Raw genomic sequence first — 16,926 nt, 5'->3', positions numbered from 1 at the left:
CTGAGGTCGCTTTTTCGTGCTTCGAAGCGTTCAAGGGGCCTCGAGGCGAAGATGGCGCAGCGGACGGGACTCGAACCCGCGACCCCCGGCGTGACAGGCCGGTATTCTAACCGACTGAACTACCGCTGCGTATCATTCAGGCTTGCGCCCGATTGAAACCTGGGTCTACCCTTCCGGCTCGATGGCCTCAGGACAGGCACAAAAAAAGCGATGACTGGATCGCTTCTCTTGTGTTTGCTTCAAGGTGTTCAAGGGACCTTGAAACGAAGATGGCGCAGCGGACGGGACTCGAACCCGCGACCCCCGGCGTGACAGGCCGGTATTCTAACCGACTGAACTACCGCTGCGTATCGTTCAGGCTTGCGCCCGATTGAAACTGGGATCAGCCCAAGGCAGCTTGCCTTGCGACTCAGACCGGTGCCAGGCACCCATCTGTTACTGAAAAATGGCGCAGCGGACGGGACTCGAACCCGCGACCCCCGGCGTGACAGGCCGGTATTCTAACCGACTGAACTACCGCTGCGCAGTGCGCTCCTCTCTGGCTATCGGCTTCTTGCGAAACCTTGAGCACCAGGAACTTCTCAGGAAGTGGTGGGTGATGACGGGATCGAACCGCCGACCCTCTGCTTGTAAGGCAGATGCTCTCCCGGCTGAGCTAATCACCCTCGCGATGTTGCTTGTTGCGTTTGCTTCGCTGAGGCCGCGAAATTTACGCAGGTGGTGGAGCTAAGTCAATAGCCCCGTTGGATTTTTTTCAAAAAATGGCAAAAACCGCACTGCCCGGGCAAAGCGCTCAGGTGTAGATCATCTTGCGGGTCATGCCGCCATCGACCACGAACTCCTGGCCGGTGACGAATGCCGCCTGGCGCGACAACAGCCAGGCCACCATGGCCGCTACGTCTTCCACTGTCCCTACCCTGCCCGTCGGATGCTGGGCGTGGTCGGCCTCGGTCAACGGTTCGGCACGGCGCTGCGACGGGTCGCGGGCGTCGATCCAGCCCGGACTCACCGCATTGACGCGGATCTCCGGGCCGAGGCTCATGGCCAGCGCATGGGTCAAGGCCACCAGGCCGCCCTTGCTTGCTGCGTAGGCTTCGGTGTCGGGTTCGGACTGCCGCGCCCGGGTCGACGTCAGGTTGACGATCGCCCCGTTGTGCGCGCGCAGGTACGGCGCACAGTGCTTGGCGAGCAGCATCGGGCCACTGAGGTTGACCGCCAGCACGCGGTTCCACTGCGCCAGGCTCAGGCTTTCCAGGGTGTGGTTGTGCGGGTTGGCGATGGCCGCGTTGCACACCAGCGCGTCCAGGCGGCCAAACTGCCCCAGCACCTCGGACACCCCGGCACTGACCTGGGCCTCGTCGGCAACGTCCATGGTAATGAACCAGGCGTTGTCACCCAGTGCCTTGGCCACCTTGGCACCACGCTGGCGGTCGAGGTCACTGAGCACCACCTGCCAGCCTTCGCAGATCAGCCAGGCGGCAATGCCCAGGCCGATGCCGCGGGCGGCACCCGTGACCAGGGCAACCCGGCCGTTGTGGCCGGGCGCAGCACCGCCGATCTCGATCACAGTGCTGCCAGCCCGCGCGCCAGGTCGGCCTGCAGGTCAGCCACGTCTTCCAGGCCCACGGCAACGCGGATCAGGCTGTCGCGGATACCCGCGGCTTCACGCTCCTGCGGTGTCAGACGGCCGTGGGAGGTGGTGGCCGGGTGGGCGATGGTGGTCTTGCTGTCACCGAGGTTGGTGGTGATGGAGATCACCCGGGTGGCGTCGATGAAGCGCCAGGCGCCCTCTTTGCCGCCCTTGACCTCGAAGCTGACCACCGCACCGAAGCCACTCATCTGGCGTTTGGCCAGCTCGTGCTGCGGGTGGCTCGGCAGGCCAGCGTAATGCACCTTCTCCACGCCCTCCTGCTGCTCCAGCCATTCGGCCAGCAGCTGGGCGCTTTCGCAGTGCGCACGCATGCGCAGGCGCAGGGTTTCCAGGCCCTTGGTGAAGATCCAGGCGTTGAACGGACTGAGGGTCGGGCCTGCGGTACGCAGGAAACCGACCACTTCCTTCATCTGTTCGGCACGCCCGGCAACCACGCCGCCCATGCAGCGGCCCTGGCCATCGATGAACTTGGTGGCCGAGTGGAACACGATGTCGGCACCCAGCTTCAGCGGTTGCTGCAGCGCCGGGGTGCTGAAGCAGTTATCCACCACCAGCATGGCACCGTGGGCGTGGGCGATTTCACTGAGGGCAGTGATATCGACCAGCTCGGCCAGCGGATTGGACGGCGACTCGACGATCAGCAGCTTGGTATTGGCCTTGATGGCCTTTTCCCAGCCGCCCAGGTCGACCAGTGGCACGTAGTCCACCTGCACGCCAAAGCGCTTGAAATACTTCTCGAACAGGCTGATGGTCGAACCGAACACGCTTTGCGACACCAGCACGTGGTCACCGGCGCTGCACAGCGACATCACCACGGCGAGGATCGCGGCCATGCCGGTGGACGTGCCCACGGCCTGTTCGGCGCCTTCCATGGCCGCCAGGCGCTCCTCGAAGGCGCGCACCGACGGGTTGGTGTAACGCGAATAGACGTTGCCCGGCGTTTCGCCGGCAAAGCGCGCGGCGGCGTCTGCTGCCGTGCGGAACACGTAGCTGGAGGTCAGGAACAGCGCTTCGCTGTGCTCGGCCTCCGGTGTACGGTGCTGGCCGGCGCGCACCGCCAGGGTGTCGAAACCGACACCCTCGAGGTCGCTGTCCAGCCGCCCGGCATCCCATTGATCCGTCATGCCGTCGCTCCCGAATCAGTTGTTGTACAGGTCGATGATCGCGCTGACTGCCTGGTTCTTGACCTTGGCCAGGTCATTGCGGGCTTGCTCGATGCGGTCGAGGTAGGCCTCGTCGATGTCGCCGGTGACATATTCACCGTTGAACACCGCGCAGTCGAAGTGCTCGATCTTGATCTTGCCGCCACCGACCGATTCGATCAGGTCCGGCAGGTCCTGGTAGACCAGCCAGTCGGCGCCGATCAACTCGGCCACCTGTTCGGTGGTGCGGTTGTGGGCGATCAGTTCGTGAGCGCTCGGCATATCGATGCCGTAGACGTTGGGGTAGCGCACTGCAGGGGCTGCGGAGCAGAAGTAGACGTTCTTGGCCCCGGCTTCGCGGGCCATCTGGATGATCTGTTTGCAGGTGGTGCCGCGCACGATCGAGTCGTCCACCAACATCACGTTCTTGCCGCGGAACTCCAGCTCGATGGCGTTGAGCTTCTGGCGTACCGACTTCTTGCGCGCGGCCTGGCCGGGCATGATGAAGGTACGGCCGATGTAGCGGTTCTTGACAAAACCTTCGCGGAATTTCACGCCCAGGTGGTTGGCCAGCTCCAGGGCCGCGGTGCGGCTGGTGTCCGGGATCGGGATGACCACGTCGATGTCGTGGTCCGGGCGCTCGCGCTGGATCTTCTCGGCCAGCTTCTCACCCATGCGCAGGCGTGCCTTGTACACCGACACGCCGTCCATGATCGAGTCCGGGCGAGCCAGGTAGACGTGCTCGAAGATGCACGGCTGCAGTTTCGGTGCGTCGGCGCACTGCTTGGTGTACAGCTGGCCTTCTTCGGTGATGTAGACCGCTTCGCCGGGTGCCAGGTCGCGGATCAGGGTGAAGCCGAGCACGTCCAGGGCCACGCTTTCCGAGGCGATCATGTATTCCACGCCTTCGTCGGTGTGACGCTGGCCGAACACCACCGGGCGGATGCCGTTGGGGTCGCGGAAACCGACGATGCCGTAGCCGGTGATCATCGCCACCACGGCGTAACCGCCGACACAGCGGCTGTGCACGTGGGACACCGCGGCGAACACGTCCTCTTCGGTCGGCTGCAGCTTGCCGCGTACGGCCAGCTCATGGGCGAACACGTTCAGCAGCACTTCCGAGTCGGAGTTGGTGTTGACGTGGCGCAGGTCGGACTCGTAGATCTCCTTGGCCAGCTGCTCGACATTGGTCAGGTTGCCGTTGTGTGCCAGGGTGATGCCATAAGGCGAGTTGACGTAGAACGGCTGGGCCTCGGCCGAGGTCGAGCTGCCCGCTGTCGGGTAGCGCACGTGGCCGATGCCGATATTGCCGACCAGGCGCTGCATGTGGCGCTGCTGGAAGACATCGCGCACCAGGCCATTATCCTTGCGCAGGAACAACCGGCCGTCATGGCTGGTCACGATACCGGCAGCGTCCTGGCCGCGGTGCTGGAGGACCGTAAGCGCGTCATACAGCGCCTGATTGACGTTCGACTTACCGACGATACCGACGATGCCACACATGCGACGCAACCCCTACTTTGACGAAACTTGAGTGAATAGCGCTCAGGGCTTTGCCGGCCCGAGCAACTGTTCCTTGAACGGAAGATCAGCCGGAGTGCCGATCAGCCCACTGGGTGTCCACTGGCCGGTAAACCCCAGGATCAGGTTTTTCGACCAGTCGGCGACCAAGAGAAATTGTGGTATCAGGCGTGATTCCTGCCACCAGGTGTCCTGTTGAACCGGCCCCAGGCTGATCAGCCCGATGGCCACTACCACCAGCAAGGCCCCGCGCGCGGCACCGAAGGCCATGCCCAGGAAACGATCGGTGCCGGAGAGCCCGGTCACGCGGATCAGCTCGCCGATGAGGAAGTTGATCATGGCGCCTACCAGCAAGGTAGCGACGAAAAGAATGGCGCAGCCGGCGATGACACGCATCGACGGCGTCTGGATGTAGCTTTCAAGATACACCGCCAGCGAACCGCCGAACATCCAGGCAACCGCACCGGCAATGATCCAGATGAGCAGGGACATGGCTTCCTTGACGAAGCCGCGCTTGAGACTGATCAGTGTGGAGACGGCGATGATCGCGATGATCGCCCAATCAACCAGGGTAAATGCCACGGTGCTGCCTGCAGACGTTTGAGGCGGCGCATTTTACCAGAGCAGCGGGCTGGGAGTAAGCGGAATGTCAGGTTGATTGGGGCTGGATCATTCGCGGACAAACCCGCCCCCACAGGGATCGCGCACAGAAGAGAAATGCGCGGTTGACCCAGGAGCGAGTCAACCGGGATCAGCTGCGCTCGGGCTGGAAGCGCACCACAAAGCCCTTGAGGCTGTTCTGGCGGTTGATCGCATCGCGCATGCGCTCGGCCTCGGCGCGCTCGATCAACGGCCCCACGTACACCCGGTTCATGCCACCCGCCGAGCGGATGTAGGCGTTGTAGCCCTGGCTACGCAAGGTTTGCTGCAGCTTCTCGGCACCGGCGCGGTTGGACAGGCTGGCCAGCTGGATCGACCAACTGACCGGCAGGCCATTGACGTCGATCTTCGATGGTGCTTCCGGCTTGGCCACGGCTGCGGCCGGCGCTGGGGCAGCTGTCGGCCTGGGCTCGACCTTGGGCGCAGGAGCCTGCGCCTTGGGCGGCTGCACCTGCACCTGCGGCGACGGGGTGATTGGCTGGCTGGGCGGGCTCGCCGGTGCGGTGGACTCCTCCACCACCACCGGTGGCTGTTGTGGCTCTTGCGTAATGGCCTGCGGCTCCGGCACGGTGACCGGCTCCACCTTCACTTCCGGCAGGCTTGGCATGGCCGGTGCCTGCGGGGCCTCGACGTGCACCTGGCGCATCTCGTCCTCGCGGGTGAACAGCATCGGCAGGAAAATCACCGCCAGCGCCACCAGCACCAACGCACCCACCATGCGCTGTTTCATCCCTTTATCCAGCACTGCCATCTACTCCACCCTCCTGGGCGTGCCGCTCCAGCCATTCCAGCGCCTGGGCAACACAGAAAAACGAACCGAACAGCAAGATCTGGTCATCCGCCGTCGCCTGCGCGCATTGCCCTTCAAGGGCGGCGTCGACGCTGGCATAAGACTTCACCGCGGCGCCGAGGTTCGTCAAGGCCGCGACCAACTCCGCAGCCGGGCGGCTGCGCGGGGTGTCCAATGGCGCCACCGCCCAGTCGTCGACCAGGCCTTGCAGCGGCGCGACAACGCCGTGCAGGTCCTTGTCCGCGAGCAGCCCGAAGACCGCCAGGCGACGCCCGTTCAGCGGTCGCGCTGCCAGGCGCCGCGCCAGGTATTCGGCAGCATGCGGGTTGTGCCCCACATCCAGCAACAGCTCCACCGGCCGGCCCTGCCAGCTCAGCTGCCGGCGATCGAGGCGCCCGGTGATACGGGTATCCAGCAGCGCCTGGCGAATCTGCCCGGTGCTCCACGGCAGCCCCATCAGCAGGTAGGCCTGCAGGGCAAGCGCGGCGTTCTCCATCGGCAGGTCGAGCAAAGGCAGGTCGGGCAACGCTACCGGCTCACCCGTCGCGGCCGTACCGCGCCAGCTCCAGTGGCCATCGGCATCGGCCAGGTCGAAATCCCGCCCGCGCAGGAACAAAGGCGCAGCCAGCTCGGCGGCCTTGTCCAGTAGCGGCTGGGGCGGATCCAGGTCACCACAAAGGGCAGGTTTGCCTTGACGGAAGATGCCGGCCTTTTCGAAGGCCACCTGCTCGCGGGTATCGCCCAGGTAGTCGACATGGTCGACGCCGATGCTGGTCACCAGGGCCAGGTCGGCATCCACCACGTTCACGGTATCCAGGCGGCCACCCAGGCCCACTTCCAGCACCACAGCGTCCAGCTGCGATTGGTAGAACAACCAGAACGCGGCCAGCGTACCCATTTCGAAATAGGTCAGCGAAATGTCGCCCCGCGCCGCCTCGACGGCAGCGAAGGCTGCACACAGGCGCTCATCGCTGGCTTCCTGGCCGTCGATCAGCACCCGCTCGTTATAACGCAACAGGTGCGGCGAGCTGTACACGCCGACCTTCAACCCCTGGGCACGCAGCAGCGAAGCCACGAAGGCGCAGGTCGAGCCCTTGCCGTTGGTGCCGGTCACCGTTACCACGCGCGGCGCCAGCTTGCCCAGCGCCAGCCGGGCAAGCACCTTCTGCGACCGCTCCAGGCCCATGTCGATGGCCGTGGGGTGCAACTGCTCGAGGTAGGCGAGCCATTCGCCCAGGGATCGTTGTGTCATCACGCGACGGCAGCCGCCTCACGCGCCTGCGCCGGGGTTTCCTGGCCAGTCATCTGCGCCAGCAGGCGAGCCAGGCGCGGGCGCAGTTCACCACGCGGGATGATCAGGTCGATGGCACCATGCTCCAGCAGGAACTCGCTGCGCTGGAAGCCTTCCGGCAGTTTCTCGCGCACGGTCTGCTCGATCACCCGCGGGCCGGCGAAACCGATCAGCGCCTTCGGCTCGCCGACGATCACATCACCGAGCATCGCCAGGCTGGCGGAAACGCCACCGTACACCGGGTCGGTCAGTACCGAGATGAACGGGATGCCTTCTTCACGCAGGCGCGCCAGCACGGCCGAGGTCTTGGCCATCTGCATCAGCGAGATCAGCGCTTCCTGCATGCGCGCGCCGCCGGAGGCGGAGAAGCACACCATCGGGCAGCGGTGTTCCAGGGCGTAGTTGGCGGCGCGCACGAAACGCTCGCCGACGATCGCGCCCATGGAGCCCCCCATGAACGAGAACTCGAAGGCACTGACCACGATCGGCATGCCCATCAGGGTGCCGCTCATGGAGATCAGCGCGTCCTTCTCGCCGGTCTGCTTCTGCGCGCCGGCCAGGCGATCCTTGTACTTCTTGCCATCACGGAACTTCAGGCGGTCGACCGGTTCCAGCTCGGCACCCAGTTCGGCACGGCCATCGGCGTCGAGGAAGATGTCGATACGCGCACGTGCGCCAATGCGCATGTGGTGGTTGCACTTGGGGCAGACATCCAGGGTCTTTTCCAGCTCCGGACGATACAGCACGGCCTCGCAGGCCGGGCATTTGTGCCACAGGCCTTCAGGCACCGAGCTCTTCTTCACCTCGGAACGCATGATCGAAGGGATCAGTTTGTCGACTAACCAGTTGCTCATGCTTTCTTTCTCCAGTATCGGCAGGCGGGCCCGCTAGCGCCGGCCCTGCCCTTGAGCTCACAATCTTTCATGGAACGATGATGGACCGACCGCCGGGGCTTCCGGCGCGCCGCTCCACCGCTAATGTATGTACTGCCGCCACAGACGCTGACGGCTGCCCTACAGGGCTGCGAAAGCTATGGACGATGGCGCGCAGCCAGCCGTCACATCTGCCATCACGCCTGTTTCACCGCCTGCAGGAAGGTCTCAATCTTCGCCGCATCCTTGATGCCCTTGGCTTGCTCCACGCCGCCACTGACATCTACCGCGTAAGGCCGCACCTGGGCGATGGCCTGGCCGACATTGTCGGCAGACAACCCTCCGGCCAGGATCACCGGTTTGCTCAGCCGCGCCGGCACCAGCGACCAGTCGAACGCCTCACCGGTACCCCCGGGTACGCCAGCCACATAGGTGTCCAGCAGAATGCCACGGGCCCCCGCATACAATTGGCAGGCCGCCTCCAGGTCGTCGCCCGGGCGCACGCGCAGGGCCTTGATCCAGGGACGCTGGTAGCCTTCGCAGTCCTGCGGCGTTTCATCGCCGTGGAACTGTAGCAGGTCCAGCGGCACCGCTTCGAGAATCTCGTTCAGCTCGCAGCGCGTGGCGTTGACGAACAACCCCACCGTGGTCACGAACGGCGGCAGCGCGGCGATGATCGCCCGCGCCTGCCGCACGTCCACTGCCCGCGGGCTCCTGGCGTAGAACACCAGGCCGATGGCGTCGGCCCCCGCCTCGGCAGCGGCCAGTGCGTCTTCGATGCGGGTAATACCACAGATCTTGCTGCGAACGTTGCTCATGGACAGCGAACCCTGCCGGTTGCAGTGAAAGGCCGGATGTTAACAAATGACGTTTGGCCCGTCAGTCAGCCAATGCTTCGTAGCCGGTCAAAAAGTGTGGGCCGATGTAACGGCTGGGCAATGCATATTCTTCGGGGTACTCCACCTGCACCAGGTAAAGCCCATACGGGTGCGCCGTGACCCCGCCTTCGCGGCGGTTGCGCCCTTCCAGCACCTCACGCGCCCAGGCCACCGGGCGTTCGCCGGCGCCGATGGTCATCAGCACACCAGCGATGTTGCGCACCATGTGGTGCAGGAATGCCGTGGCGCGTACGTCCAGCACGATCATCTGGCCATGCCGGGTAACGCGCAGGTGGTAGATGTGCTTGATCGGCGACTTGGCCTGGCACTGGCTGGCACGGAAGGCACTGAAGTCGTGGGTGCCGAGCAGGTACTGCGCGGCTTCGGCCATGCGCTCGACATCCAGCGGGCGATGGTTCCAGGTGACCTCCTCGGCCAGGTGCGCCGGGCGGATCGGGTCGTTGTAGATGACGTAGCGGTAACGCCGGGCGCAGGCCTTGAAACGGGCATGGAAGTCGGCCGGCATCGGCCGCGACCAGACCACACTGATGTCATGCGGCAGGTTGAAGTTGGTGCCCATGGTCCAGGCGCGCTCGTCGCGCACGGCGCGGGTGTCGAAATGCACGACCTGCCCGCAGCCGTGTACGCCGGCGTCGGTGCGCCCGGCGCAAATGACCGAGATCGGCTCGTTGGCCACCTTGGACAACGCTTGCTCGAGCGCTTGCTGGACACTTGGCACGCCGCTGGCCTGGCGCTGCCAGCCGCGGTAGCGCGCGCCCTTGTATTCCACGCCCAGGGCGATGCGAGAGTAGCCTTCGGCCGCAGACTCGGCGGCAGCGGTGTCGATGATGTCCAAGAGCAGGAAACCTGTGGGTGTACGGAATGGCGGGGATTATAACGACAACGGCAGCCGTGTTGGGCTGCCGTCGGATCCGCATTGCCTCTGATGACCTCTTCGCGGACTTCACGAAGAGGCCAGCCTTGTCTGCCTCAAACCAGACGGGAAAGCATGTCCTCGGCTTCCTGGCGCTGGCTTTCATCGCCATCCTTGACCACTTCATCGAGGATGTCCCGCGCCCCCTGGTTGTCGCCCATGTCGATATAGGCACGCGCCAGGTCAAGCTTGGTGGCCACTTCGTCGCTGCCGGAGAAGAAGTCGAAGTCCAGGTCGTCCAGTGGCTCGGGCTCTGGCTGGGCCACGGCGTCTTCGCTGGTGAAATGCGGCTCCAGCGAGGGCGACTCGAGGCTCTGCGACAGCTTGTCCAGCTCGGCGTTGACATCGTCCAGTTCGGAGGCGAAGTTCTTCGCCGCAGGCGAATCATCTTCCAGTGACAACGACAGGTCGAAGTCGGATGGCAGGTCGAACTCGGACAACGGGTCGAACGCCGGCACGCTGTCAAAAGCAGCCAGTTCCGCGGCGACATCCACCGGGTTTTCGTCGGCAGCCGGGGCAGCCGGGGCAACCGGCTCGCTGACATCGAGGTCGTAATCGGACAGGTCGACAGCGGGTTGTGCTTCGGCCTGGGCCAGCATGGCCTCGAAATCGGCGTCGGCGTCGGCCTGCAGCTCGGCATCGACGGCAAACGGTTGTTGTTCTTCCTGCGCCACTTGCGGCAAGGGCTCGTCGAGTACCGGCTCGTCCAGCACCGGCGCGGCCAACGAGCCTTCCTCCGGCAGGTCATCAGCCAGGCTCAGGTCGAAGGTACTGTCCAGGTCCTGCTCGTCCAGGCCCGGTACGTCGAGGGTCGGCACTTCATCGAAGGCATCCAGCCCTGCTTCCGGCTCGCCTACTGCTTCGGGCTGCGCTGGCTCGACAGCCTGCGGTTCATTCTCCGCCTGCGGCCCGGGGGCTGACACATCGTCAGGTTCGACCTCGGTAACTGCCGGGCTTTCGGGCTGGTCCTGCAGCAACCCTTGCACGTACTGTTCATCCATCTCGGCAGCCAGGGCCGCAGCCCCCAGGCCAGCAGCGGCCAGGCCGAGCATGGCCGGGTAGCGTTCTTTCAACCCGGCGACCGCGGCGCTGTTCTGCTCGCTGGCGGGCAGTTTGCGCTCCTGCTCGATGAACGCGCTCTGGTCTCCCTGGCGGGCGTACACGTCCATCAGTTGCAGGCGCAGGTCATCACGCTCCGGGGCAGCAGCCACGGCCGGCTCCAGCAGGTCGGCAGCGCGGTTCAGACGGCCTGCGGCCAGGCATTGCCCGACCTCTTCCAGCAGCGCGGCGTATGGGTCGGCCTGTGCCTCGGGCTGCGCTTCGACGGCGGGTGCCAGCGGCTTTTCTGCTGCTGCGGCAGCGGCGGCCGAAGCGGCGACCACGGCTGGCGAAAGGGTCACGGTCGGGGCCGAAACGTCGACACCATCGAGGCTGGCGCTGTCGTTGTCGAAGCCTGGGCCCTGCTCTTCTTCCAGCGCGCGCGCCATGCGCAGGTGCTTTTCGGCTTCCTGCTGGGCCTTGCGCTTGCGCGCCAGCAGCAACAGCAGAAGCAGCAGCACGAGGAACGCACTGCCGGCAATCAGCCCCAGCAGCAGCGGGTTGGCGGTGATTTCATCCAGTACACTGCCAGGCTGTTCGCCGGCCGCGGGCTCGGCGGCGGGCGCCGGCTCGGGTGCGGTAGCCACGGCGGCTGGCGCCGGCTTGACCACCAGTTGAGCATCGGCGGCGGGCTGGGCCGGGGCAACTGCGCCCTGGGCCTCCAGGCGAGCCAACTGGTTGTTCTTCAGTTCGATCAGACGCTGCAGCTTGTCCAGCTGGCTCTGCAGGTCGGCCATGCGGCTTTTGAGTTCTTCGTTGTCGCGACGACTGGTGTCCAGGCTTTCCTCGGCCACGGCCAGCTTGTCGCTGAGTGCCTTGGCCTGGTCGGCACCGGCGTTGCCCGGGCTGACCAGGCGCAGGTTGTCGCCCTGGGCGATACGCGCCGGTGCCGCCTCGGCGGCTCCACGACGGGTAGCATCCAGCTGTCGGGCACGCGGCCCCAGGCGGCGGCCGTCACGCCAGGCGGCATACTGTTCGGCTACTTCGCTGATCGCTTCGCCCTGCGGGATGCTCTGGATCTGCTGCTGATCAGGCAGGCGCAGCACCTGCCCCACCTTCAGCTGGTTGATGTTGTTGCCGATGAAGGCGTCCGGGTTCAGCGCCTGGATCGCGATCATGGTCTGCTGGATCGAGCCGCCGTGGGTGTTGCGCGCGGCAATCTGCCACAAGGTGTCGCGTCGCTGGGTGGTGTAGCTGCCGGCGGCGGTCACTGCCGGGGCGACATTGCCCGCCGCTGGCGCGTCGCCCTGGGCCTTGGCCTGGTCGAGCAGCACGCTGTAGTCACGCAGCAGGCGGCCCTGCGGCCACATCACCTGAACCAGGAACTTGACTACCGGGCCCGGCAGCGGCTGGCTGGAGGTAACCCGCAACACGCTCCTGCCGTTAGGGTTGATCACCGGCGTGAAGGTCAGGTCTTCGAGGTAAGGTGGCAGCGCCAGCCCGGCCTTGCTGAACTCTTCCGGCGGCGCCAGGCTGGGCGCCACTTCGGCGGCGGTAAGGTCGCGCACGTCCAGCAGCTCGATCTCGGCGTCCAGCGGCTGGTTCTGTGCCGACTTGAGAGTCAGCTCCCCCAGGCCCAGGGCATTCGCCATGCCCGACGACAGCGCCGATGCTGCAGCCATGGCCAGAACCAGTTTGCGAATTCGAAGCATGACCTCTTCCCTTGTATGAAGCGTCCTGAAACCTGCATGCGGAGCAGGACAAAAGTGCTCGCCAGTATCTTTTACGGCATGTGTTTAATCAACAATTGCGCCACTTGCACAGCGTTTAGCGCGGCACCTTTGCGCACATTGTCGGTGGTCAGCCAGAGGTTGAGCTGCTGCTGCTCATCAACACCGTGCCGTACACGACCAACATAGACCACGTCTTGGCCCACTGCGTCACCAACCGGGGTCGGATAATCATCGCGCTCCACCAGTTCGACACTGTCAGCCTCCTCGAGTACCTGTTGAATCGCCTCCAGATCGACCGGGCGGCGGCTCTGCACCGCCACACTGAAGCTATCGCCAAAAAACACCGGGACTTGAACACAGCTCACGGAAATCTTCAGTTCAGGCATGCCCAGCAGCACGCGCAATTCGTTGACCAGGCGCCGCTCCAGCGCCGTATGGCCCTGTTCATCGGCGGCACCGACCTGGGCCAGCAGGTTGAAAGCCACCTGGCGGTCGAAGAAGCGCGGCTCCAGCGGCCGGGCATTGAGCAGCTCGGCGGTTTGCCGGGCCAGTTCGGTGACTGCTTCACGGCCTTGCGCGGATACCGCCAGCGCCGCCATCACCTGCACCCGCTCGATATCCAGCAGGCCCTTGAGCGGCGCCAGCGCAACGGCCACGGCCACCGCGGCCGAGCACGGGCTGACGATGCGCGCAGGCAGCGCGAGACCGGCGAGGCGATCGGCGTTGGCTTCGGGCACCAGGGCCAGGGCATCGTCCAGGCCGCCGGACAGGTCGATGACCGTGCAACCCGCCTGCAACGCCTTGCCGGCAAAGCTGCGGCTGACAGCGGCGCCGGTGGCGAAGAAGGCCAGCTTGACCTGGGCGAAGTCGAAGCTGTCCACTTCGCGTACTTTCAGCTTCTTGCCGGCGAACATCACGCTGCTACCGGCCGATTCCATGCTGGCCAGCAGGTGTAGCGTGCCGACCGGGAAGGCCAGTTCTTCGAGGATTTGTACGAGGGCTTCACCAACGCTGCCAGTAGCGCCTACGACGGCGATGTCCAGAGGTGCAGTCATGGAGGAGATCCTTTTGCTGAAACGGCGGGGGCGGCACTTTACTTGGATTGTAGTGTTTTGTCTGTGCTGGCCGCTTCGCGGAAGCCTGACAGGGGCTGCACAAATGCAGGCATAAAAAAACCCGTACTGTCGCCAGCACGGGTTTTCGGTCAAACCGGAACGATCAGCGCTCCAGCAGAATCCGCAGCATGCGGCGCAGCGGTTCGGCAGCGCCCCACAGCAGCTGGTCACCCACGGTGAACGCGCCGAGGTACTGCGACCCCATGTTCAGCTTGCGCAAACGGCCAACCGGAATGTTCAGGGTGCCGGTCACCTTGGTCGGGCTCAGCTCCTGCATGCTGATTTCACGCTGGTTCGGCACCAGCTTCACCCAGGGGTTGTGCTGGCTGATCATGCCTTCGATGTCGGCGAGCGGCACGTCCTTGTTCAGCTTGATGGTCAGCGCCTGGCTGTGGCAACGCATGGCGCCGATGCGCACGCAGATGCCGTCCACCGGGATCGGGCTCTTGAAGCGGCCGAGAATCTTGTTGGTCTCGGCCTGGGCCTTCCACTCTTCGCGGCTCTGGCCGTTCGGCAGTTCCTTGTCGATCCACGGGATCAGGCTGCCAGCCAGCGGCACACCGAAGTTCTCGGTCGGGAACGCTTCGCTGCGCATGGTTTCGGCAACCTTGCGGTCAATGTCGAGGATGGCGCTGGCCGGGTTGGCCAGGTCATCGGCCACGGCAGCGTGGGTTGCGCCCATCTGCTTGATCAGCTCACGCATGTTCTGCGCGCCGGCACCCGAGGCCGCCTGGTAGGTCATGGCGCTCATCCACTCGACCAGGCCGGCTTCGAACAGCCCACCCAGGCCCATCAGCATCAGGCTGACGGTGCAGTTGCCGCCGATGTAGTTCCTGGTACCGGCATCCAGCTGCTGGTCGATGACCTTGCGGTTGACCGGGTCGAGGATGATCACCGCGTCATCCTGCATGCGCAGGGACGAAGCGGCATCGATCCAGTAACCCTGCCAGCCGGCTTCACGCAGCTTGGGGAAGACCTCGTTGGTGTAGTCGCCGCCCTGGCAGGTCAGGATCACGTCGAGGGTCTTGAGCTCTTCGATCGAATAAGCGTCCTTGAGGGGAGCAGTATCCTTGCCCACGTTCGGGCCTTGGCCACCGACGTTGGAGGTAGTGAAGAACACCGGCTCGATAAGGTCGAAGTCCTGCTCCTCCAGCATCCGCTGCATGAGCACGGAACCGACCATACCGCGCCAACCGATCAGACCTACACGTTTCATCGCAACTACACCTTTGCTAAAAGTGGGCCGCCACCAGGAATTTGGGGTGGCGGGCCAGAGAGATTACAGATTCCGCAGCGCTGCGACTACTGCGTCGCCCATTTCCTGCGTACCCACCTTGCGGCAGCCTTCCGAGAAGATGTCGCCGGTGCGCAGGCCCTGGTCCAGGACCACGCTCACGGCCTTCTCGATCGCTTCGGCGGCAACCGCCTGGTTGAAGCTGTAGCGCAGCATCATCGACACCGACAGGATGGTCGCCAACGGGTTGGCGATACCCAGGCCGGCGATGTCCGGCGCCGAGCCGTGGCACGGCTCGTACATGCCCTTGTTGTCGGCATCCAGCGACGCCGAAGGCAGCATGCCGATGGAACCGGTCAGCATGGAAGCTTCATCCGACAGAATGTCACCGAACATGTTGTCGGTCACCATCACGTCGAACTGCTTGGGCGCCCGCACCAGCTGCATGGCAGCGTTGTCGACGTACATGTGGCTCAGTTCGACATCCGGGTAGTCCTTGGCCACGTCCTCGACCACTTCACGCCACAGCTGGCTGGACGCCAGGACGTTGGCCTTGTCCACCGAGCACAGCTTCTTGCCCCGCACGCGGGCCATGTCGAAGCCGACCCGGGCAATGCGACGCACTTCGCTTTCGCTGTATGGCAGGGTGTCGTAGGCCTGGCGTTCGCCGCCCTCCAGCTCGCGCTGGCCACGCGGCGCACCGAAGTAGATACCACCGGTCAGTTCACGGACGATGAGGATGTCCAGGCCCAAGACGATCTCCGGCTTGAGCGACGAGGCATCAGCCAGTTGCGGATAGAGGATGGCCGGGCGCAGGTTGGCGAACAGCCCCAGTTGCGAACGGATCTTCAGCAAGCCGCGCTCGGGGCGGATGTCACGCTCGATCTTGTCCCACTTCGGCCCGCCCACGGCGCCCAGCAGCACGGCGTCGGCCTTGCGCGCACGCTCCAGCGTTTCGTCGGCCAGCGGCACGCCGTGCTTGTCGATGGCGGCGCCACCGATCAGGTCGTGGGCCAGGCTGAAACCGAGCTGGAACTTGTCGTTGGCCAGTTCCAGTACCTTGACCGCCTCGGCCATGATTTCCGGGCCGATACCGTCACCTGGGAGAATCAGAATCTGCTTGCTCATGCTTTCCTCTATCCATTCACGCGGTGCGGCCAAGCGGGCCGCACCGAAAAGTTCTCAACGCTCGGCCCACAACACCAGCACATCCGTGCTGAACGAACCATCGGCCTCGATCTGGTAATACTGCCGTACTTCCTCGCCCATGGCTTGCTGCAACTGGCGGATGGCCACACGCATCGGCTCGGGGGTGCGCATGCGCTCGACCCAACTGCCGAACTCCAGGCGCAGCGGCTGGCGGGTGTGGCTGCGCACGTGCAGGCCGGCCTCGCTGACCTGGCGCTGCCATTCGGCGGCGGAGTAGTCACGTACGTGGCTGGTATCGCGCAGCACTTCCACCGTTTGCAGGTAGGTGTCGAGCAACGGGCTCCCCGGCGACATGACGTCGATGAAGGCTGCCACGCCGCCCGGCTTGAGCACCCGGCGCACTTCGCGCAGGGCCAGGCCCAGGTCGCTCCAGTGATGGGCGGAGTAGCGGCTGAAGACGTAGTCGAACGCAGCATCGGCGAACGGCAGGCGTTCGGCAGCACCGCGCTCGGTGGTGATATTGGCCAGGCCGCGCTCGGCAGCAGCACTGGCGACCACCTCAAGCATGGCCTGCGAGAGGTCGTAGGCGACCACCTCCGCCACCAGCGGGGCGACCTGGAAACTGACATGACCGGCACCACAGCCCAGGTCCAGCACGCGGGCGTGGCCCTGCCCGGCCAGTTCGGCCTGCAGCAGGGCGAATTCACTGCCCTGGGCGTGCACGGCGCTGCTGAGGTAGGCACTGGCCTGTTCGCCGAACTGGCGTTGGACCACATCGGTGTGTTGACTGCTGGTCATGTCTCGATCCTTTTGGTTGCGGGTTGCTTCACTGCCTCTATCGCCGGCAAGCCAGCTACCACAGGAAACCCACAGTATCCAAACCTGCGGTAGTCCTGTGGCCGCTGGCTTGCCGGCGAT

The 16,926-nt window shown here is 64.8% G+C and carries 14 protein-coding genes and 4 tRNA genes; all 18 read right to left on the bottom strand.

The window, feature by feature from the left end:
- Positions 1-52 precede the first annotated feature (52 nt).
- Positions 53-129 (bottom strand) — tRNA-Asp (locus tag B4L76_RS18055).
- A 141-nt stretch (positions 130-270) separates the two neighbouring features.
- Positions 271-347: transfer RNA gene (locus tag B4L76_RS18050), tRNA-Asp, on the bottom strand.
- Between the two features lie 99 nt (positions 348-446).
- Positions 447-523, bottom strand: a tRNA-Asp gene (locus tag B4L76_RS18045).
- Between the two features lie 66 nt (positions 524-589).
- Positions 590-665: transfer RNA gene (locus tag B4L76_RS18040), tRNA-Val, on the bottom strand.
- Between the two features lie 128 nt (positions 666-793).
- On the bottom strand, positions 794-1,567 hold the full coding sequence (locus B4L76_RS18035) for an SDR family oxidoreductase (protein WP_170028953.1): 774 nt from the start codon (positions 1,565-1,567) through the stop codon (positions 794-796).
- Positions 1,564-2,775 carry an O-succinylhomoserine sulfhydrylase gene (locus B4L76_RS18030; protein ID WP_296234365.1) on the bottom strand — a complete coding sequence of 404 codons (1,212 nt, stop codon included), beginning with the start codon at positions 2,773-2,775 and terminating at the stop codon, positions 1,564-1,566. Before B4L76_RS18030 ends, B4L76_RS18035 begins: the two co-directional genes overlap by 4 nt.
- Positions 2,776-2,790: 15 nt before the next feature.
- Positions 2,791-4,296 (bottom strand): amidophosphoribosyltransferase, encoded by a 1,506-nt coding sequence (purF, locus tag B4L76_RS18025; RefSeq protein WP_170028951.1) that lies wholly within the window; start codon positions 4,294-4,296, stop codon positions 2,791-2,793.
- A 42-nt stretch (positions 4,297-4,338) separates the two neighbouring features.
- Positions 4,339-4,896, bottom strand: coding sequence for a CvpA family protein (locus B4L76_RS18020; RefSeq protein ID WP_296234364.1), 558 nt, complete (start codon positions 4,894-4,896; stop codon positions 4,339-4,341).
- Between the two features lie 169 nt (positions 4,897-5,065).
- The gene (locus B4L76_RS18015) at positions 5,066-5,725 is read right to left on the bottom strand and encodes an SPOR domain-containing protein (RefSeq protein WP_296234363.1); all 660 of its coding nucleotides are present in this window, start codon (positions 5,723-5,725) and stop codon (positions 5,066-5,068) included.
- Positions 5,709-7,016, bottom strand: a complete 1,308-nt coding sequence (folC, locus tag B4L76_RS18010) for a bifunctional tetrahydrofolate synthase/dihydrofolate synthase (protein WP_296234362.1) — start codon at positions 7,014-7,016, stop codon at positions 5,709-5,711. Before folC ends, B4L76_RS18015 begins: the two co-directional genes overlap by 17 nt.
- The gene (gene accD, locus B4L76_RS18005) at positions 7,016-7,909 is read right to left on the bottom strand and encodes an acetyl-CoA carboxylase, carboxyltransferase subunit beta (RefSeq protein ID WP_296234361.1); all 894 of its coding nucleotides are present in this window, start codon (positions 7,907-7,909) and stop codon (positions 7,016-7,018) included. Before accD ends, folC begins: the two co-directional genes overlap by 1 nt.
- Positions 7,910-8,124: 215 nt before the next feature.
- Positions 8,125-8,745: a phosphoribosylanthranilate isomerase gene (locus B4L76_RS18000; protein WP_296234360.1), complete on the bottom strand. Its 621-nt coding sequence runs from the start codon at positions 8,743-8,745 to the stop codon at positions 8,125-8,127.
- A gap of 61 nt (positions 8,746-8,806) precedes the next feature.
- Positions 8,807-9,661 carry a tRNA pseudouridine(38-40) synthase TruA gene (gene truA / locus B4L76_RS17995; RefSeq protein ID WP_296234359.1) on the bottom strand — a complete coding sequence of 285 codons (855 nt, stop codon included), beginning with the start codon at positions 9,659-9,661 and terminating at the stop codon, positions 8,807-8,809.
- A 134-nt stretch (positions 9,662-9,795) separates the two neighbouring features.
- Positions 9,796-12,489 (bottom strand): FimV/HubP family polar landmark protein, encoded by a 2,694-nt coding sequence (locus B4L76_RS17990; protein ID WP_296234358.1) that lies wholly within the window; start codon positions 12,487-12,489, stop codon positions 9,796-9,798.
- 71 nt (positions 12,490-12,560) lie between these two features.
- Complete coding sequence (locus B4L76_RS17985) at positions 12,561-13,565, bottom strand: aspartate-semialdehyde dehydrogenase (protein WP_296234357.1); 1,005 nt, start codon at positions 13,563-13,565, stop codon at positions 12,561-12,563.
- A gap of 163 nt (positions 13,566-13,728) precedes the next feature.
- Positions 13,729-14,841, bottom strand: coding sequence for an aspartate-semialdehyde dehydrogenase (asd, locus tag B4L76_RS17980; RefSeq protein ID WP_296234355.1), 1,113 nt, complete (start codon positions 14,839-14,841; stop codon positions 13,729-13,731).
- A 63-nt stretch (positions 14,842-14,904) separates the two neighbouring features.
- Positions 14,905-15,987, bottom strand: coding sequence for a 3-isopropylmalate dehydrogenase (gene leuB, locus B4L76_RS17975; protein WP_296234354.1), 1,083 nt, complete (start codon positions 15,985-15,987; stop codon positions 14,905-14,907).
- 54 nt (positions 15,988-16,041) lie between these two features.
- Positions 16,042-16,806, bottom strand: coding sequence for a class I SAM-dependent methyltransferase (locus B4L76_RS17970; RefSeq protein WP_296234353.1), 765 nt, complete (start codon positions 16,804-16,806; stop codon positions 16,042-16,044).
- Between the last annotated feature and the right edge of the window lie 120 nt (positions 16,807-16,926).

The sequence above is a fragment of the Pseudomonas sp. UBA4617 genome, assembly GCF_002386445.1.
Classification (GTDB): domain Bacteria; phylum Pseudomonadota; class Gammaproteobacteria; order Pseudomonadales; family Pseudomonadaceae; genus Aquipseudomonas.
The sequence above is the reverse complement of the archived record's forward strand: the minus strand, read 5'-3'. Positions and strand labels throughout refer to the sequence as shown.